This is a genomic window from Georhizobium profundi (genome assembly GCF_003952725.1).
GTDB classification, from domain to species: domain Bacteria; phylum Pseudomonadota; class Alphaproteobacteria; order Rhizobiales; family Rhizobiaceae; genus Georhizobium; species Georhizobium profundi.
In genome coordinates this window covers 264,854-285,054 of record NZ_CP032509.1, presented here as the reverse complement: position 1 = coordinate 285,054, position 20,201 = coordinate 264,854, and the positions used below count along the sequence as shown (strand labels likewise).

19 protein-coding genes and 1 other RNA gene are annotated in these 20,201 nt (G+C 63.6%); 13 read left to right on the top strand and 7 right to left on the bottom strand.

Annotation, left to right across the window (positions count from 1 at the left end; genetic code table 11):
* Positions 1–42 precede the first annotated feature (42 nt).
* The gene (locus tag D5400_RS01385) at positions 43–792 is read left to right on the top strand and encodes a 3-deoxy-manno-octulosonate cytidylyltransferase (protein ID WP_126006937.1); all 750 of its coding nucleotides are present in this window, start codon (positions 43–45) and stop codon (positions 790–792) included.
* A 12-nt stretch (positions 793–804) separates the two neighbouring features.
* A complete protein-coding gene (locus D5400_RS01380) occupies positions 805–1,704 on the top strand; it encodes a prephenate dehydratase (protein ID WP_126006935.1) in 900 nt (299 codons plus the stop codon).
* Positions 1,705–1,728: 24 nt separating this feature from the next.
* Here D5400_RS01380 and nudC read toward each other — a convergent pair whose 3' ends face one another.
* Both nudC and D5400_RS01370 read right to left on the bottom strand, forming a co-directional pair.
* On the bottom strand, positions 1,729–2,682 hold the full coding sequence (nudC, locus tag D5400_RS01375) for an NAD(+) diphosphatase (RefSeq protein ID WP_126006933.1): 954 nt from the start codon (positions 2,680–2,682) through the stop codon (positions 1,729–1,731).
* An 8-nt stretch (positions 2,683–2,690) separates the two neighbouring features.
* The gene (locus D5400_RS01370) at positions 2,691–3,095 is read right to left on the bottom strand and encodes an HIT domain-containing protein (protein WP_126006931.1); all 405 of its coding nucleotides are present in this window, start codon (positions 3,093–3,095) and stop codon (positions 2,691–2,693) included.
* A gap of 103 nt (positions 3,096–3,198) precedes the next feature.
* Between D5400_RS01370 and ffs the strand changes: the two genes are divergently transcribed.
* The 4 genes from ffs to recR all read left to right on the top strand — a co-directional run bounded on the left by ffs (position 3,199) and on the right by recR (position 6,439).
* An RNA gene (gene ffs / locus D5400_RS01365) (signal recognition particle sRNA small type) lies at positions 3,199–3,296 on the top strand.
* A gap of 179 nt (positions 3,297–3,475) precedes the next feature.
* Positions 3,476–5,407: a DNA polymerase III subunit gamma/tau gene (locus D5400_RS01360; RefSeq protein WP_425364896.1), complete on the top strand. Its 1,932-nt coding sequence runs from the start codon at positions 3,476–3,478 to the stop codon at positions 5,405–5,407.
* 43 nt (positions 5,408–5,450) lie between these two features.
* Positions 5,451–5,774, top strand: a complete 324-nt coding sequence (locus tag D5400_RS01355; protein ID WP_126006929.1) for a YbaB/EbfC family nucleoid-associated protein — start codon at positions 5,451–5,453, stop codon at positions 5,772–5,774.
* 59 nt (positions 5,775–5,833) lie between these two features.
* The gene (gene recR / locus D5400_RS01350; protein WP_126006927.1) at positions 5,834–6,439 is read left to right on the top strand and encodes a recombination mediator RecR; all 606 of its coding nucleotides are present in this window, start codon (positions 5,834–5,836) and stop codon (positions 6,437–6,439) included.
* 73 nt (positions 6,440–6,512) lie between these two features.
* Here recR and D5400_RS01345 read toward each other — a convergent pair whose 3' ends face one another.
* Positions 6,513–7,193, bottom strand: a complete 681-nt coding sequence (locus D5400_RS01345; RefSeq protein ID WP_126006925.1) for a DUF1236 domain-containing protein — start codon at positions 7,191–7,193, stop codon at positions 6,513–6,515.
* A gap of 173 nt (positions 7,194–7,366) precedes the next feature.
* Between D5400_RS01345 and D5400_RS01340 the strand changes: the two genes are divergently transcribed.
* The 7 genes from D5400_RS01340 (at position 7,367) to D5400_RS01310 (ending at position 16,745) form a co-directional block, all read left to right on the top strand.
* On the top strand, positions 7,367–8,605 hold the full coding sequence (locus D5400_RS01340) for a lytic murein transglycosylase (protein ID WP_126006923.1): 1,239 nt from the start codon (positions 7,367–7,369) through the stop codon (positions 8,603–8,605).
* A 69-nt stretch (positions 8,606–8,674) separates the two neighbouring features.
* Positions 8,675–9,988, top strand: a complete 1,314-nt coding sequence (locus D5400_RS01335) for an acetylornithine deacetylase/succinyl-diaminopimelate desuccinylase family protein (RefSeq protein WP_126006921.1) — start codon at positions 8,675–8,677, stop codon at positions 9,986–9,988.
* Between the two features lie 40 nt (positions 9,989–10,028).
* Entirely contained in the window at positions 10,029–11,513 is a 1,485-nt protein-coding gene (locus D5400_RS01330; RefSeq protein WP_126006919.1) for an ABC transporter substrate-binding protein, read from the top strand.
* 87 nt (positions 11,514–11,600) lie between these two features.
* Positions 11,601–12,551 carry an ABC transporter permease gene (locus tag D5400_RS01325; RefSeq protein WP_126006917.1) on the top strand — a complete coding sequence of 317 codons (951 nt, stop codon included), beginning with the start codon at positions 11,601–11,603 and terminating at the stop codon, positions 12,549–12,551.
* Positions 12,548–13,402 carry an ABC transporter permease gene (locus tag D5400_RS01320; protein ID WP_126006915.1) on the top strand — a complete coding sequence of 285 codons (855 nt, stop codon included), beginning with the start codon at positions 12,548–12,550 and terminating at the stop codon, positions 13,400–13,402. The genes D5400_RS01325 and D5400_RS01320 overlap by 4 nt, the downstream gene beginning before the upstream one ends.
* Positions 13,402–15,057 carry an ABC transporter ATP-binding protein gene (locus D5400_RS01315; protein WP_126006913.1) on the top strand — a complete coding sequence of 552 codons (1,656 nt, stop codon included), beginning with the start codon at positions 13,402–13,404 and terminating at the stop codon, positions 15,055–15,057. The genes D5400_RS01320 and D5400_RS01315 overlap by 1 nt, the downstream gene beginning before the upstream one ends.
* 185 nt (positions 15,058–15,242) lie before the next feature.
* Complete coding sequence (locus D5400_RS01310) at positions 15,243–16,745, top strand: globin-coupled sensor protein (protein WP_126006911.1); 1,503 nt, start codon at positions 15,243–15,245, stop codon at positions 16,743–16,745.
* A 15-nt stretch (positions 16,746–16,760) separates the two neighbouring features.
* Here the strand turns inward: D5400_RS01310 and D5400_RS01305 are convergent, their stop codons facing one another.
* The 4 genes from D5400_RS01305 to D5400_RS01290 all read right to left on the bottom strand — a co-directional run bounded on the left by D5400_RS01305 (position 16,761) and on the right by D5400_RS01290 (position 20,103).
* On the bottom strand, positions 16,761–17,135 hold the full coding sequence (locus D5400_RS01305; RefSeq protein ID WP_126006909.1) for a septal ring lytic transglycosylase RlpA family protein: 375 nt from the start codon (positions 17,133–17,135) through the stop codon (positions 16,761–16,763).
* 85 nt (positions 17,136–17,220) lie between these two features.
* Entirely contained in the window at positions 17,221–18,117 is an 897-nt protein-coding gene (locus D5400_RS01300) for an SDR family NAD(P)-dependent oxidoreductase (protein WP_126006907.1), read from the bottom strand.
* Positions 18,117–19,313: a tRNA epoxyqueuosine(34) reductase QueG gene (gene queG / locus D5400_RS01295; RefSeq protein WP_126006905.1), complete on the bottom strand. Its 1,197-nt coding sequence runs from the start codon at positions 19,311–19,313 to the stop codon at positions 18,117–18,119. Before queG ends, D5400_RS01300 begins: the two co-directional genes overlap by 1 nt.
* 97 nt (positions 19,314–19,410) lie before the next feature.
* On the bottom strand, positions 19,411–20,103 hold the full coding sequence (locus D5400_RS01290) for a glutathione S-transferase family protein (RefSeq protein ID WP_126006903.1): 693 nt from the start codon (positions 20,101–20,103) through the stop codon (positions 19,411–19,413).
* Positions 20,104–20,201 lie beyond the last annotated feature (98 nt).

Genomic DNA, 20,201 nt, shown 5'->3' with positions numbered 1-20,201 from the left:
AGACTTTTTGACACTTTTTCGCCCTTTCCGGCCTGGGAAATCATGACGACACAAGAAGCTGGTGAAACGATCGTGCTCATTCCGGCGCGGATGGCCTCTACCCGCCTGCCGGGAAAGCCGCTTGCGCCGATCGCAGGGCTGCCGATGATCGTGCAGGTTGCCATGCGGGCAATGGAAGCAAAAATCGGCCCTGTCGCCGTCTGCGCCGATACCGATGACGTGCGCGAAGCGGTGGAGGCTGCGGGCTTTCGTTTCATCATGACAGGCACGCAGCATCAGTCAGGGTCCGATCGCATCGCCGAGGCGCTGCAGACGCTGGATCCCGAAGGTCGCATCAAACGCATCGTCAATCTGCAGGGCGACCTGCCGACCGTCGATCCTGAGAGCGTGGCCGCTGCGCTCCGGCCGCTCAACGATCCAGCCGTCGACATCGCGACGCTCGCCGTCGAAATCACCGAGGACGACGAACGCACCAATCCCAATGTGGTGAAGGTCGTTGGCACCGAAATCGCGCCGAACCGGCTTCGGGCACTTTATTTCACCCGCGCGACGGCACCCCATGGTGATGGTCCGCTCTATCACCATGTCGGCCTCTACGCCTACCGGCGCGAGGCGCTCACCCGTTTCGTGGCGCTCGGACCCTCGCCGCTGGAACTGCGCGAGAAGCTCGAGCAGTTGCGCGCGCTGGAAGCCGGCATGCGCATCGATGTCGAGATCGTCGACACGGTTCCGCTCGGCGTCGATACCCCGGCGGATCTTGCAAAGGCGCGGCGTCTGCTCGCCAAGGACTGATAAGGACAATCAATGACCGATATCACCGGCAAAATCGCCTTCCAGGGCGAATACGGCGCCAATTCCGACATGGCGTGCCGCGACATGTTTCCGGAGATGGAACCGCTGCCCTGCGCGACCTTCGAGGACGCATTTGCCGCTGTAGAGGCCGGAGCGGCCGATCTCGCCATGATCCCGATCGAAAACACGATTGCCGGTCGTGTCGCCGATATCCATCATCTTCTGCCGGAATCCTCGCTGCACATCGTCGGCGAATATTTCATGCCGATCCATTTTCAGTTGATGGTCCTGCCCGACGCCGACATGGCGGACATCAAGACGGTGCACAGCCACATCCATGCGCTTGGCCAGTGCCGCCGGATCGTGCGCGAAAACAAGTGGAAGCCTGTCGTGGCCGGCGATACGGCCGGTGCGGCAAAGCTTGTTGTCGAGCGCGGCGATCCCACCATGGCGGCCTTCGCGCCGAGGCTCGCAGCCGATCTCTACGGGCTGAAGATCATCGCGGAGAATGTCGAGGATACCGAAACCAACGTGACACGGTTCATCGTCCTGTCGCGCGAAGCCCAGTGGGCGCCTCGCGGGTCCAGCGACGACCTGATGGTAACGACGTTCATCTTCCGGGTGCGCAACCTGCCGGCCGCGCTCTACAAAGCGATGGGCGGTTTCGCGACCAACGGCGTGAACATGACGAAGCTCGAGAGCTATCAGCTCGGCGGCAAGTTCTTCGCCAGCCAGTTTTATGCCGACGTGCAGGGCCACCCGGACGACGACAATCTTGCCCGCGCGCTGGAGGAACTCGCCTTCTTCTCGCGCGAGATCAAGATCCTCGGCGTCTACCCGGCACACCCTTTCCGCGTCACCCAGATGGCGGAAGAGGAACTGGAGCAGGTGCAGATCCCGACGGCCAAATAGCGCCGCAAACGGCAGTGGTCGGGCTTAGCTCCGCGCCACCCAGTCGCGCAAGAGCCGGTTGGCGATGGTGCCATCCGGCGCCGTTGTCAGTTCGCCCTCGATTCGCTCTAAAAGGCGCACGGCCTCCTGCCGCGTGAACCAGCGGCAGTCCTCGAGCTCGTCACCGTCCATGGCAATGTCCATCGACAGCGCCTGCGCATAGAAGCCGACCATCATCGTATGCGGCATCGGCCAGGGCTGGCTGGCGTGATAGCGCACCTGCCCGACCGAGATGCCGGACTCCTCGTGGGTTTCGCGCCGGACGGCGTCTTCCATGGTTTCGCCTGGTTCCAGAAAGCCGGCGAGGCAGGAATAGAAGCCCGGTGGGAAATGGGGGCTGCGCCCAAGCAGGCAGCGGTCCCCGGTCTCGTCGATGGCCAGCATGATGACGACGGGGTCGGTGCGCGGAAAAAGCGTCGTGCCGCAGCCGCCTTCCGTTTCGGGGCAGCGACGGCGGTAGCCGCCGGCCTCGCTGACGGTTCGGCCGCCGCACACGCCGCAAAATTGCGACGAAAGCGTCCAGTTCACCATCGCCGCACCCTGCGCGACGATGCCGACGGTTTCGTCCGGCAGTAGATGTTTCAGGTAGAGCCCACGCGGCGCCAGTGCTTCAAGCCCTTCGGGCAGCGTCTCGACATCGGCCTTGAGCGGCATCGCGACCTGCGCGACACCCTTGTCGTATCCGAGCAGAATGGCGTTTGGCCGATCCGGCGACAGCGCATCGAAGGCGCTGAGCGAACGGCCCGCTTGCGGCTCTCCCTGCCGGGTGTCGAGCAGAAGCTTGCCGCCGATGAAGCCGAAGATGCGCGTTTCGGGAGCCGACAGCGCATCCTCGAGGCATCCTGCCGGCCGCTTTTCCGAAAGCCGCTGCAGCCGGTTGCCGGCAAAGGCCACGCGGGCGCTGGGCTCGGCGCCGGTTCCGGTGAAGAGAGATGTCATGGGATCAGTCAAAGCTTTGCAAGAATGGAGGCGATGAGGCTGCGGGCGTCTTCTTTGTCATAAGGGGTGCGGGTGCCGACGCCCCAGACCGGGCCCGGCCAAGCCTCGTCGCCCTCGTTCCTGGCGATCACATGCATGTGGAGCTGGCGCACATGATTGCCAAGCGCGCCGATGTTCAGCTTGAGACAGCCCGTCGCGTCCTTCAGCGCCTTGCCAGCCATGCCGAGTTCGAAGGTCAGCATCGTCTGGTCGAGCGGTGAGAGGTCGTGCAGTTCGCTCATCCCGTCGCGTTGCGGCACAAGGATGATCCAGGGCCAGCGCGCATCGTTCATCAGCCGCACCTGGCACAGGCCAAGGCTTGCCATGGCGATGCTGTCGTTTTCGAGCCGCTCGTCGAGCGTGAAGGATGCCATACGCGTTACTCCGTGCCCGGCGCGCGCGGATGTGCGAACGGCCTTGCCGCATTTTTCGCGCGCCGCCTTGCAATTGGCAAGCCTTTGAACGATATCCGGGCCGGGAGGTTGGTGGTGGACGAACCACTCGCCAACCGGGTCAGGTCCGGAAGGAAGCAGCCCCAACGAGGAACGGTACGGGTCATCGTGCCAGCCTCCCACCTTGACCGCTCTGGTGCGCAGTTGCGGCACCATGTGGCTCAAGAGGCTCCAGGCAACGCACCCCCGCGTTGACGCGCGGGCCTCGGCAGGGCCAAGATGGCGGCCACCCCAGCGAGGATGACGGAAGACGCCATGACCGCACCGATCGATCGCCGTGCAGACGGGACGCAGTGCGGCCGATGAGCGGCATCGAGCGCAGCATGTGGGACAAGGACACGTCCGCCGAAGCGAACGGCGGCGAGTACCGCGTACTCGCCCGCAAATACCGGCCGCGCGATTTCGACGATCTCATCGGCCAGCAGCCGATGGTGCAGACCCTCACCAACGCCTTCCAGTCCGGCCGCATCGCCCAGGCCTATATGTTGACCGGCGTGCGTGGTGTCGGAAAGACCACCACGGCACGCATCCTGGCGCGCGCACTGAACTACGAAACCGAGACCGTGCATGAGCCGTCGATCGACCTGCGCGTCTTCGGCGAACATTGCCGCGCGATCATCGAAGGCCGCCATGTCGACGTGATCGAAATGGACGCTGCCTCGCATACCGGTATCGACGATATACGCGAAATCATCGAGCAGGTGCGTTATCGGCCCGTTTCGGCGCGCTACAAGGTCTACATTATCGACGAAGTGCACATGCTGTCGACGCAGGCCTTCAACGGCCTGTTGAAGACGCTGGAAGAACCGCCGGCGCATGTGAAGTTCATTTTTGCGACGACCGAAATCCGCAAGGTACCGATCACGGTTCTGTCCCGTTGCCAGCGCTTCGATCTGCGGCGCATCGATGTGGGCCTGCTCGTCGATCATTTCCGACGCGTCGCCGAAGCCGAAGACGTGCCGGCCGAAGATCTGGCGCTCGCCATGATCGCCCGTGCTGCCGAGGGATCGGCGCGCGATGGCCTGTCGCTGATGGATCAGGCGATCGCCCATGGCGGCGGCCGGATCGAAGCGGAAGCCGTTCGATCCATGCTCGGCCTTGCCGATCGCGGCCGCATCGTCGATCTGTTCGAGCATGTCGCGCGTGGCGATGTCGCTGCGGCACTGTCTGAATTCGCAGGCCAATACGAAGCCGGCGCCAATCCGCCGGTGGTGCTGACCGACCTTGCCGATTTCACGCATCTGGTCACGCGGCTGAAATTCGTGCCGGAAGCGGTCAACGATCCCTCCCTGTCCGAAACCGAGCGCACACGAGGCGCCGATTTTGCCGCTGGTCTCGGCGTGCCCGTCCTGTCGCGCCTGTGGCAGATGCTGCTGAAAGGCATCACCGAGACAGAGGCGTCCAACCGGCCCTATGCGACAGCGGAAATGGTGCTGATCAGGCTTGCCCATGCGGCGAGCCTGCCATCTCCCGAAGATGCCGCGCGTCGCGCATTGGAGCGCGCCGACGAGCCTTCTGCGGAAGGCCGGACAACCGACGCGGCGCCTTCCCGACCCTCAAGCGGCGGCGGGGCATCCGCGTCGTCGTCGGCGGCATTGCAGGTCGCGCAGCCGCAGATGCGCACCCTGCCGCAGCAACAGCCGCGCCAGAACGGTGCGATCCTGCGGGCCGTGGCCTCGACGCCTGAGCCACAGCGGCAGGAGGCGCCTGCGCAAGCATCCGCTCCAGAGCCCATAAGCAACGCCGCAGCAGAGCCGACGCCTGCCGAGCAATCCGACGATGACGACTGGACGGGGCCGACCACGCTTGCGGAAATCGTGGCGCTTGCCGACGAGAACCGGGACATAAGGCTGAAAGTGCTTTTGCGGACGGCGTTACGCCCGGTTCGCATCGAGCCCGGCCGGATCGAGGCGGCGGTCGGCGGCGAAGCTCCCAAGACCTTCCTCAACGATCTGAGCGTGGCACTGGAGAAATGGACCGGCCGCCGCTGGATCGTGATGCTGAGCCGCGAAGAGGGCGAGGCGACGCTTGCCGAGCAGGAAACCGGCGCGCGCAATCTTCTCGTGCGGGATGCGAAGGAAGATCCGGACGTCGCCGCGATCCTTGCGCGCTTTCCGGGCGCGCGGATCACCGACGTCCGCATATCGACCGAAGGGGAAGCGGATGCGGAGATCGCGCCGCAATCCGCCGAAGGGGATATCCTCCCCGATGCCGACGAGGCCGGCGACGACTAGAAGATGCCGTCCGTGACGGCTGTGTAAGAATGGAGACGATACGATGCGCGACATCATGGGCATGATGGGCAAGCTGAAGGAAATGCAGGACAAGATGGGCAGCCTGCAGGAAGAGATTGCAGCGCTCGAGGTGGAAGGCACCGCGGGCGGTGGTCTCGTGACCGTCAAGCTCAACGGCAAGGGCCACATGCTCGGCATGAAGGTCGACCCGTCCCTCTTCAAGGGAGAGGAGATCGAAGTCCTGGAAGACCTGATCATTGCCGCCCATAACGACGCCAAGGGCAAGGCCGAGGCCGAACTGCAGAAGCGCACCCAGGAACTGACCGCCGGGCTGCCGATCCCGCCCGGCATGAAGCTGCCTTTTTAGGCCGGACACACTCTTCGACCGCCTATTCATCAAATCGGTGATCGGCTAGACAACTGCCCATGGCAAAACGCGTCACCGGTCCCGAAATCGAACGTTTGATCCAGCTTCTGGCCCGTATTCCGGGCCTTGGGCCACGGTCTGCGCGGCGTGCGGCGTTATATCTCATCAAGAAGAAGGAGCCGCTGCTCGCGCCGCTTGCCGATGCTTTGGCGGTGGCGCGCGACAAGGTGGGCGTCTGCTCGCGCTGCGGCAATGTCGATACCGCCGACCCATGCGCGGTCTGCGCGGACCCGCAGCGGGATCAGTCGGTCATCATTGTCGTGGAAGATGTCGCTGATCTCTGGGCGCTGGAGCGCGCCGGCGCCATGAACGTCGCTTACCACGTGCTGGGCGGAACGCTGTCGCCGCTCGACGGGATCGGGCCCGATGATCTGAATATCGCCGGGCTCGTCGAGCGGGTTGCAGCCGGCGGGATCGTCGAGATCGTGCTGGCCGTCAACGCGACCGTCGAGGGACAGACGACGGCGCATTACATCACCGATCGCCTTGCCGGAATGGACGTAAAGATTACCCGACTCGCGCACGGAGTGCCCGTTGGAGGCGAGCTCGACTATCTCGACGAAGGCACGCTGTCTGCGGCACTTCGTGCGCGCACCAACTTCTAGCCAACTCCGAATGAAAAATGCCGCCACGGGAGAACCCGCGGCGGCATTTGGACGCAAGAACCGCTAGTTCGGCTTAGCGATAGACGTAAACGATCTGGCGGCTGGCCGGATCGACGAGGACCGGCTGGCTGTTCACGTTCACGTAGCGATATTCGTAGTCCGGCACTTCACGCAGTTCGACAGTGTCCGGAACCTGTGCGCCGACGACGACTTCGCCTTCGAGATAGACGGGCTCTGCAGCGTTGCTGGTGACATAGGTCGTGACGGTTTCCGGCGGATCAATGACTCCAGCGGTGGTGCCGGCTGCGGCAGCGCCGGCTACGCCGCCGACGACTGCGCCGATCGGACCGCCAATAAGGGCGCCAGCGACTGCGCCGGTTGCGCCACCCATGACGGCGCCATCGGTTGCGGAGCCTTCGTCATAGGTCGTGACCGGCACGCCGACATCCTGGTAGCGCTCCGTGACGACGACGGTCTCGCCCGACAGGTCAGCGGTGAGGTAGTCGGAATAAGCCCAGCCTTCGCCGCCGGCACCCGACACCTGGCACCACTTGGAGCCTTCGAGACAGCCATTGATCGTGGCCTGCTCACCGGTGTTGATGACGCCCGTGACCGGGAACTGAGGGCCAGGGCCCGAACGGATGTTGAGGTCAGCGGTGGCCGAAGCCGTCGTTTGTGCGAATGCGGCGCTGGATGCCAACAGCGCGGCACCGACGATTGTCGAGGACGCGATTTTCGTAAAACGGGTGGTCATGATCAGGAACTCCTTTGTGGCGTTGTTCTTGTTGTTGTTCACGAGATTTTGTTCTTGTGTCCCTACGCCGCCTTAACGAACCGAATCCGGCTTCGTTCCCTGTCGCCTTCAGTCCGCCTTCACGCTTCGTTACGGTCGTGCAAGATGATTCGGGTTGCTCGAGGGGGAAGCACATGGTCCTGAGATTTGTGACGGCACTCGCCGCTTTGGTGGCGTTGGCGACCTCAGTTGCGGCCCAGTCTCGCGGCGACACGGAAGCACGGTTCCGCACCTTTCTGGAAAACGACATTCGCGCGGAGGCGGCGCGCGCAGGAGTGTCGGGCCAGACCTTCGCAGCAGCATTCAGTGGCGTGTCGCTTGATTGGGACCTGCCGGACCTCGTGGCGCCGGGCAGCGCACCGCCGGCAGAGCGGCGCCAGTCACAGGCGGAATTTCGCTCGCCCGCCGCTTACTTCTCCGAACAGAGCCTGCAGGGCCTCGCGTCCAGTGGCCGTTCGCTTGCGCAGCGATATCAGCCGGTCTTGCAGCAGATCGAGGCGCGCTATGGTGTTCCCGGTCATTTCCTGGTCGCGATCTGGGGGCGTGAATCCGGCTTCGGCCAGGCGGCAATTCCGCACTCGGCCATTCGGGTGCTGGCTACCAAGGCCTTCATGTCCACGCGTCCGGACCTCTTTCGCCGTGAACTGATCGCAGCTCTGCAAATCCTCGAACGCGGCGATATTTCACCGGCCGCGATGAAAAGCTCCTGGGCCGGCGCCATGGGCCAGCCGCAGTTTCTGCCGTCGAGCTACCTGGAATATGCGGTCGATTTCGATGGCGACGGGCGCCGCGACATCTGGAACTCGGTGCCCGACGCGCTCGCATCGATCGCGAATTATCTTGCCCAGAAGGGCTGGCAACGCGGCCGCGACTGGGGCTTCGAGGTGGTGATACCCGATGGCGTCTCCTGCGCGCAGGAAGGCCCCGATCGTGCGCGGACGATTGCGGAATGGGAGCAGATAGGCATCAGCCGCATTTCCGGAAATGCCTTTCCCGAGCATGAGCGCCGCGGCGCGGGCATGATGCTGGTGCCGGCCGGCCGGCACGGCCCAGAATTCATCGTGACGCCGAATTTCTACGTCTTCAAGGAATACAACAACTCCGACAACTACGCTCTCTTCGTCGGCAATCTCGGCGATCGCATTGCCTATGGCTCCGGCGGTTTTCGCGGCAGCTGGGGCAATGTCGGCACGATGCTGCGCTCCGATATCGCCACCATGCAGCGGTCGCTCGAGGGTGCTGGATATGATGTGGGCGGCGCCGATGGCCTTCCCGGCTTCAAGACGCGCCGATCGATCGGTGAGTGGCAGGCCCGCGCCGGGCGCGCGCCGACCTGCTTTCCCGATCGCGATCTGGTTTCGGTCATCCGATAGGTTCTTGCAATCGCAGGCTGCCTCGGTTCAACTGCCGCTACGTGATGCGGGAGTTGAATGCGGGTGAGCATGAGGAACGGGAACGCCGAGCGGCTGGCGGCTCGGATCGAGACGATGCGCGCCGATCTCGTGGCGTTGACTCAGGACCTCATCCGCATTCCGACGCTGAACCCGCCCGGCGAAAACTATCGCGACATCTGCGACTATCTGGACAGGCGACTGACCGCCTCGGGCTTTGCAACGCAGTTGCTGCGCGCTGAAGGAACTCCGGGCGACAGCACGCGCTACCCGCGCTGGAACATCGTCGCGCGCCGCGAAGGCCGTATGCCCGGCCAATGCGTTCACTTCAATTCCCATACGGACGTGGTCGAGACGGGCAAGGGCTGGACCGTCGATCCCTTCGGCGGGGTCGTCAAGGACGGGCGCGTCTACGGGCGCGGCGCCTGCGACATGAAGGGCGGCCTTGCCGCATCGATCATCGCGGCGGAAGCCTTCATCGCCGAGAACCCGGATTTTGCCGGGGCAATCGAGATTTCCGGCACTGCCGATGAAGAGACCGGTGGCTATGGCGGCGTCGCCTGGCTTGCCGAAAAAGGCTATTTCTCGCCCGAACGCGTCCAGCATGTCATCATTCCCGAACCGCTGAACAAGGACCGCGTCTGCCTCGGGCACCGCGGGGTCTGGTGGGCTGAGATCGAGACCAAGGGCAGGATCGCTCATGGTTCGATGCCGTTTCTCGGCGACTGCGCGGTGCGCCACATGGGGGCGGTGATGCGCGCCATGGAGGACGATCTCTTCCCCAAGCTCGCGGCCAAATCGACGTCCATGCCCGTCGTGCCGGACGGTGCGCGCAACTCCACCATGAACATCAATTCGCTCCATGGCGGCCAGGCGGAGCCTGAAGCGGATTACACCGGCTTCCCGTCGGCCTGCGTGCCGGATTCGGCCCGCATGGTGGTGGATCGGCGCTATCTGATCGAGGAGAATGCCGAAGAGGTGCGCGGCGAGATCGTCGATCTTCTCGAGGGTCTGAAGGCCGGCCGCAAGGACTTCGATTACGCCTTGAAGGAACTCTGGCAGGTAAGCCCGACCATGACCGAGCGCGATGCGCCCGTGGTCGTGGCCGTCGCCGATGCCATCGAGACGGTGCTGAAGCGTCCGCCGGTCTATGTCGTGTCGCCCGGCACCTATGACCAGAAGCACATCGACCGCATCGGCAAGCTCAAGAACTGCATCGCCTACGGACCGGGCATCCTCGACCTGGCACACCAGCCGGATGAGTATGTGGGCATCGACGACATGGTGGAAAGCGCGACCATCATGGCGGTAGCGCTCGGCGACCTGCTTGCCGGCGGTGCCGCTTCGGCTAAGGTTGGAAAATGACGCCCGTGCCAAGGCCGGCGGGATCAACGGAGTGACGATCATGAGCAAGCGTTTCGCCATCGGTGCCGCGGCTGCGGCGCTTCTTCTCGGATCGACCGCCTTGGCCGGCGCGCAGGAAACCGGCGCGACGATCGGTATGCAACTGGAGCCGCCGAACCTCGATCCGACCGCGGGCGCCGCGGCTGCGATCGATGAGGTGGTCTATGCGAACGTGTTCGAGGGTCTGACGCGCTTCGCCGCCGATGGCACGATCGTTCCGGCGCTTGCGCGCGAATGGTCTATTTCGGACGACGGTCTCACCTACACCTTCACGCTCGCCGAGAATGTCACTTTTCATGATGGCTCGGCATTTGATGCCGATGATGTCGTCTTTTCGCTGACCCGTGCCATGGCCGAGGATTCGACCAATGCGCAAAAGGTTCTGTTCGAGGACATCGCCAGCGTCGAGGCGATCGATCCGGCGACGGTCGAGGTGACGCTCGGCGAACCGAATGGCTCGTTTCTGTTCAACTTGGCCTGGGGCGATGCGGTGATCGTCGCAGAGGAAAGTGCCGGTTCGAACGCGACCAACCCGGTCGGTACCGGGCCGTTCCGCTTCGAAAACTGGGTTCAGGGCGACAGCGTCACGCTTGCCCGGTTCGACACCTATTGGGGCGAGGCGCCGGCGCTCGAAACGGTGACCTTCAAGTTCATCGCCGATCCGACCGCTGCCTTCGCAGCGATGATGGCCGGCGATATCGATGCCTTCCCGAATTTTCCGGCGCCTGAAAACCTGGTGCAGTTCGAGGCCGATCCGCGCTTTGCCGTGATCATTGGCTCGACGGAAGGCGAGACGGTCCTCGGCATCAACAATTCCAAGGCGCCGTTCGATGATGTGCGCGTGCGCAAGGCGATCGCCCATGCGATAGACCGGCAGGCGCTGATCGACGGCGCGCTCTTCGGCTACGGCACGCCGATCGGCAGCCATTTCGCACCGCACCATCCCGCCTATATCGATCTGACGGAACAGTCGAACTACGACCCGGAGCGCGCGCGCGCGCTTCTGGAAGAGACGGGTCTGTCCGATGGCATCAACGTGACGCTGAAGTTGCCGCCACCGTCCTACGCCCGCCGCGGCGGCGAGATCGTCGCTTCCCAACTGCGCGAGGTTGGCATCAATGCGGAGATCGTCACGCTGGAATGGGCGCAATGGCTGGAGCAGGTCTTCACCAATGCCGATTTCGAACTGACGATCGTCTCCCACACCGAGCCGCTGGACATCAACATCTATGCCCGCGACGATTATTATTTCCGCTACCAGAGCGATGAATTCAAAGCGATCATGGCGGAACTGGATGAGACCTCTGACGAGGCGGCCAGAAACGATATCCTTAAGCGGGCTCAGCAGCAGATCGCCGACGACTACGTGAATGCCTTCCTGTTCCAGTTGCCGAAGACCGGCGTCGCCGACGCTCGGCTGAAGGGCCTGTGGGAAAATGCCCCGACCCAGGCAAACGACATGACCGGCGTTTACTGGGAGGAGTAGCGCACGACGCCGGGGGCCGAAGATGACGGGCGTCGCCTTTAACGGCTGGTTGGCGGTCGGGGTCGCGCGGCCTCGAGGCAGGCACGCATGCTGAGATATCTCGCGCGCCGGCTTCTGGTCCTTGCCCTGACGATGGTCGCCGCGAGCATCGTCATCTTCCTTTTGATGAGCGTCGTGCCCGGCGATCCGGCCCAGTTCATGATGGGCATGAATGCCGACCCGGCGGCGCTCGCAGCGCTGCGGGCTGAACTCGGTCTCGATCGGCCGCTGCTCGTGCGCTACCTGGAATGGGTCGGCGGTCTGATGATCGGCGATTTCGGCCAGTCCTACACCTACCGCGTTCCGGTCTCGCAATTGATCCTCGACCGCATCGGGCTGTCGCTCCCGCTCGCCTTCCTGGCGCTGTTGCTGTCGATCGTGATTGCGATACCTGCGGCGCTGTTCGCAGCGCAGCGGCACAACAGAGCAGGCGACATCTCGGTGATGGGGCTGTCGCAGATCGGCATCGCGGTGCCCAATTTCTGGTTCGCGATGCTTCTGGTGCTCTTGTTCTCCGTCACGCTGCGCTGGTTTTCCGCCGGCGGTTTCCCAAGCTGGGAGGCGGGTTTCGTGCCGGCCATGAAGGCGCTGACATTGCCAGCCATCGCGCTGGCCCTGCCGCAGGCATCGATCCTTGCCAGGGTTCTGCGCTCCGCGCTGCTGGAGACGCTGGGTGAAGATTATATCCGCACGGCGCGTGCGAAGGGGCTTTCGCGCGGCCAGGCACTCAGACGGCACGCCTTCAGGAATGCACTGATCCCGGTGCTGACGATCATCGGCCTGCAGTTCTCGTTTCTGCTCGCCGGTGCCATTATCATCGAGAACGTCTTCTTCCTGCCGGGGCTCGGCCGGCTGGTGTTCCAGGGCATCACCCAGCGTGACCTGATCGTGGTGCAGAGCGTGGTGATTCTGCTGGTCTTCGCCGTCACGCTCGTCACCTTCCTGGTCGACATCGCCTATGCCTTGATCGATCCGCGCCTGCGACGGGGCACGCTATGAGCGAGGCGTATTCTCACCGGCCGCGGCGGTACCTGCGCAATCCGTCATTCCTCCTTGGCGCCACCCTGACCGCGATTTTCGTCGGCCTGGCGCTCGTCTCGCTCGTCTGGACACCCGCCGATATCGCGCGGCTCAACGTTTCGGCCCGCCTCTTGCCGCCGTCGCCACAAAACTGGCTCGGCACCGATCATTACGGACGCGATCTGTTGTCGATGATCATGGTGGGCGCCCGAACATCGATCGCGGTGGCGTTGATCGCTGTCGGCGTCGGCATGGTGATCGGGGTGCCGCTCGGTCTGTGGGCGGCGGCACGGCGTGGCGGGTGGATCGACGAGCTCATCATGCGGTTCAACGATCTGGTCTTCGCCTTTCCGGCGCTGCTGCTCGCCATCATGATCACCGCCGTCTTCGGCCCGGGCGCGGTGAACGCGATCGTCGCGATCGGCATCTTCAACATCCCGGTCTTCGCGCGCCTGTCGCGGGCGGGAGCCTTGTCGCTCTGGACGCGGGACTTCATCATGGCGGCACGGGTCGCCGGCAAGGGCGCTGTTCGCATCTCTTACGAGCACATTCTGCCCAACATCGCGAACCTGCTGATCGTCCAGGCGACGATCCAGTTCTCGCTCGGCATTCTTGCCGAAGCAGGCCTTTCCTATGTCGGCCTCGGTGCGCAGCCGCCGCTCGCCAGCTGGGGCCGGATGCTTGCCGACTCCCAGACGATGATCGCGCTGGCGCCGCAGCTGGCCCTGATCCCGGGGCTGGCGATCGTGCTGACCGTGCTCGGCCTCAACCTGCTTGGCGACGGCCTGCGCGATCTCACCGACCCGCGCATGGAAGCGGTGAGGCGCTGATGAGTGGCAGCCCGCCCCTTCTCGCAGTCCGCGATCTGCACCTTGCAATCGGCGGCACCCCGATCCTCGAAGATGTCGGCTTCGACATCCCGCAAGGATCGATCTTCGGTCTTGTCGGAGAGTCCGGGTCCGGCAAATCCCTGACAGCCATGAGCGCCATGCGCCTCCTGCCGGCAGGCGCCCTCCTCTCGGGCAGCATCAAACTTGCCGGGCGCGAGCTTATCGGACTGCCCGAAGACACGATGTGCCATTTGCGCGGCAACGAGATCGGCATGATCTTTCAGGAGCCGATGACGGCGCTCAATCCGCTGCACACGATCGGCCAGCAGGTCGCAGAAACGATCCGCATCCATACCGATCGTAGCCGCAAGGACGCGCTCGATACCGCGCGAGAGACGCTGGCGCGCGTGGGGCTGCCGGGCGACCGTTTCCCGCTCGACCGCTACCCCCATGAGCTTTCCGGCGGCCAGCGCCAACGTGTCGGGATCGCCATTGCCATCGCGCTGAAGCCCAAGCTTCTGATCGCGGACGAGCCGACGACCGCGCTCGACGTGACGACCCAGGCGCAGATCCTTCAGCTCCTGAAGACGCTTGTGGTCGAAGACGGGGCCGGCCTCATGCTGATCACCCATGATCTCGCGGTCGTTGCCGACATGGCGGATCGAATCGGCGTGATGGAGGCGGGTCGGATCGTCGAATGCGCGGACACGACAGACCTCTTTCAGCACACCCAGCACCCCTATACGCAACGCCTTTTCGCTGCCTCGCGCCATGTCCCGAAAAGGCGGGCCTATGTGCCGCAACAGGGAGACATCCCGCTGCTGAAAGTGGACAATCTGGTGCGCGACTACCGGCCGAATAGCCTGTTCTCCGGCAAAGCCAGGACCGTGCGCGCCGTCGACGATGTCAGCTTCGCCATCTTCCCGGGCGAGAATGTCGGATTGGTCGGCGAGTCGGGCTGCGGAAAGTCGACGCTGGCACGTGCGCTGCTCGGTCTGGAGGTGCTGCAAGGTGGGCAGATCACGCTTCGTGGCAAACCCTTCGCGCACCCCGGAAAGCCGCCCGCAGCCGATCAGCGGCGGCTGATCCAGGTGGTGTTCCAGGACCCCTATGGCTCGTTCAATCCACGCCATCGTGTGGATCGGCTGGTCGCCGAGCCGCTGCACCTCCTGAACGAGAAGCCTTCCGATCTCGAAAGACGCCGCAAGGTCGGTGCCGTGCTGGAGGCGGTGGGTCTGGCGGCCGATGCGGGCAAGCGCTTCATTCACGAGTTTTCAGGCGGGCAGCGCCAACGTATCGCGATCGCCCGCGCGCTGATCGTCGAGCCGAAGCTGGTCATTCTGGACGAGGCGGTTTCCGCGCTCGACGTCTCGATCCGCGCCCAGATCCTCGATTTGCTTGCCGATCTCTCCAGCCGGCTATCGGTGTCCTACCTGTTCATCTCGCACGATCTTTCCGTGGTGCGCACGATCACCGACCGGCTGATGGTGATGCGGGACGGGCGGATCGTGGAAGAAGGGCCGACAGGCGACGTGTTCGCGTCGCCGAAACACCCTTACACGGCTGAGCTCCTGGCGTCTGCGCCCGATCTCGGTTCTGCACTTTTAGCGCGAGGTGTTGATCTGGATCAAATTTCCCCACCATCTTTGGTATGAGGGCAGAACGGCCGTTTCGGCTAATTCCTGCCGATGTCCATTAAGTTTTCGGCAATACCTCAACTACATCCTATGCGGGTGGATTTCAGCGGTTGGGTTCGGGGCCCGCCGCGTGCATGATGCCGACGAAATCACCATCGGCTGTCCGATATGTCTTCTCATCGCAGTCGTTTCGGGGATGCCGCATGGCACAGGGCACGGACGCGCTCAACGAGCGCTTGGACTTCATTGGCATCGACAAGGCCGCACGCGATCGGATGCGGAGCCTGCAGCCGATCATCGCCGCAGTGATCGGCGACGCAATGGCGAAATTCTACGACAAGGTTCGCGCCACCCCGCAGACCAGCCAGTTCTTCTCGAACGAAGGCCAGATGAAGGGTGCGAAAGCGCGGCAGGAAAGCCATTGGGATGTGATCGCGAAGGCCGAATATGACGCGTCCTATGTGGATGGCGTCAACAAGGTCGGTCGTGCCCATGCCAGACTGGGACTGGAGCCCCGCTGGTACATCGGCGGCTATGCGCTCGTCATCGAGGATCTAATCGCCAGCATCGTGCGGGAACGCTGGCCGTCGCGCTTTGGCCGCTCCGGCCGCGCGCCGCTTGCAGCCGACATTGCCGTCGTGGTGAAAGCCGCGCTCCTCGACATGGACTATGCCATCTCGGTCTATCTCGAAACGCTCGCAAACGAGCGCAAGGCAGCCGAAGAGGCGCGGCTCAAGACGGAAGAGGATCAGTCAGTCGCCATGGCCGCGTTCGGCCGCGCGCTCCAGGCGCTGGCGGAAGGCGATCTGCAAAGCCACATGCCCAGTGATCTGCCGGAGAATTTCCGCGGGATGGCAAACGACTACAACAACGCGGTCCAGTCCCTGAAAGGCACGATATCGGATGCGCGCGGGGCAGCCGATCAGATCTCGATCGGCGCCGACAGCATTTCCCAGGCGGCCGACGATCTGTCGCATCGCACCGAACAGCAGGCAGCGAGCCTGGAGGAAAGCTCCGCCGCGCTTCATCAGTTGACGGAAAGCGTCAAGGTGACGGCGGCCAGCGCACAAAAGGCTGCTCACGTCGTGGACAAGGCCAAGGAAGAAGCGGATCGCTCGGGCGAGGTCGTCGCCAAGGCGGTCGGTGCCATGGGGGCTATCGAGACCTCGTCGGATGAGATCGCCAAGATCATCGTGGTGATCGACGAAATCGCGTTCCAGACCAATCTCCTGGCATTGAACGCAGGCGTCGAGGCAGCACGCGCCGGTGACGCGGGTCGTGGCTTCGCGGTTGTCGCACAGGAAGTGCGCGAGCTGGCTCAGCGTTGCGCCGCCGCGGCCAAGGAAATCAAGGGCCTGATCACCATTTCGTCCGAGCAGGTGCGCTCCGGCGTGACGCTCGTGGATTCCACAGGCGAGGCCCTGAACTCAATCATTCAGCGCATTTCGGACATCAATGCGCTGGTGACGGAAATCGCTTCCGCCGCGCGCGAACAGTCGACCGGCCTGGCCGAGGTCAACAGCGCCATCAATCAGATGGACGAGATCACGCAGCGCAACGCAGCCATGGTGGAAGAAACAACGGCCGAAACCCACGCGCTGAGAGGCGAGGCGGTGCGCCTCACCGAGCAGATGGCCCAGTTCCGTATCGAAGCCGCCCGCGAGCAGGTGGCAGCTAGCCGCCGACCCCGCTCCTTCGCGGCCTGATCACCAGAGGCGGTATCAGCTGCTGATGATCTGGTAGCAGATGCTCGTGACACCTGCGCTGACGAAGCCAAGTTCGCTGGCAGCCGCGCGGGAGACGTCGATGACCCGGTTCTTTATGAAAGGACCGCGGTCGTTGATGCGCACGACGACCGAACGGCCATTGTTCTGATTGATCACGCGGACCTTGGTGCCGAAGCGCAGATTGCGGTGAGCGGCGGTCAGCTTGCCCGGATCCATCTGTTCGCCAGAAGCGGTCATGGATGTGAGCGCGTACCATGAAGCGCGCCCGCATTGTTCCTGGGCCTGTGCGACATTCCCCGAAGATGGCGGCAGAATGGGTGCGAACGCAGCGATAGCGGCTGCTGCGGCCGAAACCTTTAGAAATTTCATAAACAATTACCCCGTTGACCCTTGCGAGGAACGGGGCAAATGGGGCGAGAACCGGGCACGCCCGGTCACGCTCTGAATCGGAATATTACTGTGCCGGCAAAGGGTTGCCGGCCAATCTTTCCGTATTTGCTAAAGAGCGGAGCGCGGTCCGGTAATCGGGAAAGCGGAAAACGTAGCCAGTTTCCTTCAATCGAACGTTCGAAACGCGCTTGTTCTCGCCATAGAAACTACGTGCCATGGGAGAAAGTTCCGCCGTGCCGAAATCCTGTTCCGGCGGCGGTTGCACGCCCAGCAATTCGGCAGCAAACGACACGACATCCTGCGGCGGCGCCGGTTCATCATCGGTCACATTGAAGATCCCGGCCGCTTCGTGCGCCATCAAATGGCGCGTTGCCCCGGCAATGTCTTCGACATGGATGCGGTTGAATACCTGGCCAGGCTTGATCAGCCGCTTGGCGGTGCCGTTTTGCAGGTTGAGAATGGCGTTGCGACCCGGCCCGTAGATGCCGGAAAGGCGCAGGATCGCTACGGGCAAATGGGCGCTTACCCCCGCGTCGGACCATGCGGTTTCGGCGGTCAGACGCATGATCGATCGATCGGAGACCGGATGGCAGTCGGAGGCCTCGTCCACCCAGGCCCCTTCATGGTCTCCATAGACCCCAACGGTCGAGAGATAGGCGACCCAACGCAACGCGGGAAAGTGAGTCTTGAGATCGTTGCCGATCAGGCCGAGCAGCGGATCACCCATCTCGCCAGGCGCGATCGACTGCACGAGATGCGTCGTCGTCTGCATCGCCGCCGCAAGCTCGTCCGAAAGGGTCGTGCCGTCGAACAGAAAGGGCTCCACGCCGGACGAGCGCAGCGCCTCGAACTTGCCGCCACTGCGGGTGGTGCCGCCGATCCATTCGGCCCGCCCGTTGAAAGCTTTCGCGATGGCCTGGCCGGAATAGCCGGCGCCGAAAATGAGCAAGCGGGGTTTCATCAGATGGTCTCCTGCAGTGTCTGCCGGTCCAGTGCGCGCGTCCATTCGGCGCGCACGACGGGGTCGGCTTCCGATTCGAGATGATGTCCGGCCTTGTGACGCAGCGTCCCCGCGTCAGCGAGCTCGGCCGTGGCCCACACAGCCATAGCCCTCACCAGCGGCGAGGGATCGGCGAGAAGTGGGTCGCAATGTGCCGACAGTTCGGCAAGGCCGCTGTTTCCGGCAGCGATCAGCACATTGCGGACAAAACGGTCCCGCCCGATGCGCTTGATCGGTGAGCCGGCAAAGTGCTGGCGAAACGAGGTGTCGTCGAGCGCAAGCAGATCGGCGATGGAAGGCGCCTTCAGGTCGTCCCGCGCCTTGAGCTTGGCTTCGCGCGCCGTCTCAGCAAACTTGTTCCACGGGCAGACGGCCAGGCAGTCGTCGCAGCCATAGATGCGGTTGCCGATCGGCCGGCGAAACTCCTCTGGGATCGTCCCTTTGTGCTCAATGGTGAGGTAGGAGATGCACCGGCGCGCATCGAGCTGGTAGGGCGCCGGAAAGGCGTTGGTCGGGCAGATGTCGAGGCAGGCGCGGCAGGAGCCGCAATGGTCGCTTTCGGCCTCGTCGGCGACGAGCTCGGCGGTGGTGAAGATCGACCCGAGGAACAGCCAAGACCCGAATTTGCGACTGACGAGATTGGTGTGCTTGCCCTGCCAGCCGAGGCCAGCCTTTTCGGCAAGCGGCTTTTCCATGACGGGTGCGGTATCGACGAAGACCTTGACGTCGGCGCCGGCCCGCGAGGCAAATTTCTGCGCGACCGTCTTCAGCTTGCCCTTGATGACATCATGATAATCGCGGTTCTGGGCATAGACCGAGATCGCTGCCCGGTCCGGAAATGCGAGATTGGCGAGAGGGTCATGCTCCGGGCCGTAGTTCATCGCCAGCATGATGACGGAGCGCACATCTGGCCAGAGCACACGGGGATCGCCGCGCCGCTCGGCTGTCTCCGCCATCCAGTCCATGGTCGCGTGCCGACCCTCGGCGATGAAGCTGGCAAGATGTCCGGCTGCGCTCTCGATCGCGTCCGGCGCAACGATGCGCACAGCGTCGAAGCCTTCCTCAAGCGCGGCCTGACGAACAAGCCGAGCAAGCTCGGTCGCCTCAAGGTTATTCGTGTTGCTGGACGATGGCCGATTGGCCAGGCGCGATGCCATCGTGTTCTGCCGCTTCGCTTGTTGCCTCGACCGCACCCCGCCGGCGTGCCTGACGCTCATTTAGTGAGACGGTCGGACGATCCAAGGCTTGACCGCGTCAGAAATCAAGGTCGGCGTAATGCGAAGCAGGGGTTACGCCGCGGATGCGATCGCCGAGCAACGGCCGGAAGGACGGCCGGGACTTGATGCGCTGGTACCAGTCCTTGGACTGGGGGAATTCGCTCCAGTCGATCTCGCCAAGGTAATCGAGGACGGAAATCGAAGCCGCTGCCGCCAGGTCACCGTAGCTCAGCCGGTCGCCCGCAAGCCAAGGCCGTGAGCCGGCGAGCCAGGTGAGGTACTTCATGTGCTGGCGGATATTGCCGCGCGCGGCGCGCATCAGCTTGGAATCCGGAGCCCCGCCGCCCTGCGCCGTCGGCATCTGCAGCTTGAAGACGCGCTCGCGGGCGAGGTGGCGCGTCACGTCCTGCTCCATCTTGACCAGAAACCACTCCACCAGCCGCCGGATCTCGGCGCGCTGGAAACTGTTTTCGGCCAGAAGCCGCCGGTCGCGCTTCAGTGCGCCATGCGTCTCGTCGAGATACTCGGAAATGACGACCGCGCCGCAGAGCGAACGCATGGAATCGTCCAGAAAGACCGGCAGCGTGCCCGCGGGGTTGAGCGCAAGAAACTCGCGCCGGCCCTCCCAAGGCTGCTCTTCGACCAGATCATACTCGAAACCGTATTCGCCAAGCACCAGACGGATGAACCGGGAAGCGGACGACATCGGATGGTGGTAGAGTGTCGGCATTACGCAAACGGCTTTCAAAAGCTCATGAAAAGGTCGGTATGCCCGAATTTTAATGTTTTTCTGGCTACGCTTCCGACGAAGCAGCTATAGGGGCTCGC

Excerpts from the sequence above, each read along its gene's own strand:
- queG (WP_126006905.1), bottom strand. The coding sequence starts at position 19,313 with ATGGCATCGCGCCTGGCCAATCGGCCATCGTCCAGCAACACGAATAAC.
- D5400_RS01370 (WP_126006931.1), bottom strand. The coding sequence starts at position 3,095 with ATGGCATCCTTCACGCTCGACGAGCGGCTCGAAAACGACAGCATCGCC.
- D5400_RS01300 (WP_126006907.1), bottom strand. The coding sequence starts at position 18,117 with ATGAAACCCCGCTTGCTCATTTTCGGCGCCGGCTATTCCGGCCAGGCC.
- D5400_RS01305 (WP_126006909.1), bottom strand. The coding sequence starts at position 17,135 with ATGAAATTTCTAAAGGTTTCGGCCGCAGCAGCCGCTATCGCTGCGTTC.
- D5400_RS01330 (WP_126006919.1), top strand. The coding sequence starts at position 10,029 with ATGAGCAAGCGTTTCGCCATCGGTGCCGCGGCTGCGGCGCTTCTTCTC.
- D5400_RS01385 (WP_126006937.1), top strand. The coding sequence starts at position 43 with ATGACGACACAAGAAGCTGGTGAAACGATCGTGCTCATTCCGGCGCGG.
- D5400_RS01355 (WP_126006929.1), top strand. The coding sequence starts at position 5,451 with ATGCGCGACATCATGGGCATGATGGGCAAGCTGAAGGAAATGCAGGAC.
- D5400_RS01290 (WP_126006903.1), bottom strand. The coding sequence starts at position 20,103 with ATGCCGACACTCTACCACCATCCGATGTCGTCCGCTTCCCGGTTCATC.
- D5400_RS01315 (WP_126006913.1), top strand. The coding sequence starts at position 13,402 with ATGAGTGGCAGCCCGCCCCTTCTCGCAGTCCGCGATCTGCACCTTGCA.
- D5400_RS01380 (WP_126006935.1), top strand. The coding sequence starts at position 805 with ATGACCGATATCACCGGCAAAATCGCCTTCCAGGGCGAATACGGCGCC.
- D5400_RS01360 (WP_425364896.1), top strand. The coding sequence starts at position 3,476 with ATGAGCGGCATCGAGCGCAGCATGTGGGACAAGGACACGTCCGCCGAA.
- D5400_RS01345 (WP_126006925.1), bottom strand. The coding sequence starts at position 7,193 with ATGACCACCCGTTTTACGAAAATCGCGTCCTCGACAATCGTCGGTGCC.
- D5400_RS01310 (WP_126006911.1), top strand. The coding sequence starts at position 15,243 with ATGGCACAGGGCACGGACGCGCTCAACGAGCGCTTGGACTTCATTGGC.
- D5400_RS01325 (WP_126006917.1), top strand. The coding sequence starts at position 11,601 with ATGCTGAGATATCTCGCGCGCCGGCTTCTGGTCCTTGCCCTGACGATG.
- recR (WP_126006927.1), top strand. The coding sequence starts at position 5,834 with ATGGCAAAACGCGTCACCGGTCCCGAAATCGAACGTTTGATCCAGCTT.
- D5400_RS01335 (WP_126006921.1), top strand. The coding sequence starts at position 8,675 with ATGAGGAACGGGAACGCCGAGCGGCTGGCGGCTCGGATCGAGACGATG.
- nudC (WP_126006933.1), bottom strand. The coding sequence starts at position 2,682 with ATGACATCTCTCTTCACCGGAACCGGCGCCGAGCCCAGCGCCCGCGTG.
- D5400_RS01340 (WP_126006923.1), top strand. The coding sequence starts at position 7,367 with ATGGTCCTGAGATTTGTGACGGCACTCGCCGCTTTGGTGGCGTTGGCG.
- D5400_RS01320 (WP_126006915.1), top strand. The coding sequence starts at position 12,548 with ATGAGCGAGGCGTATTCTCACCGGCCGCGGCGGTACCTGCGCAATCCG.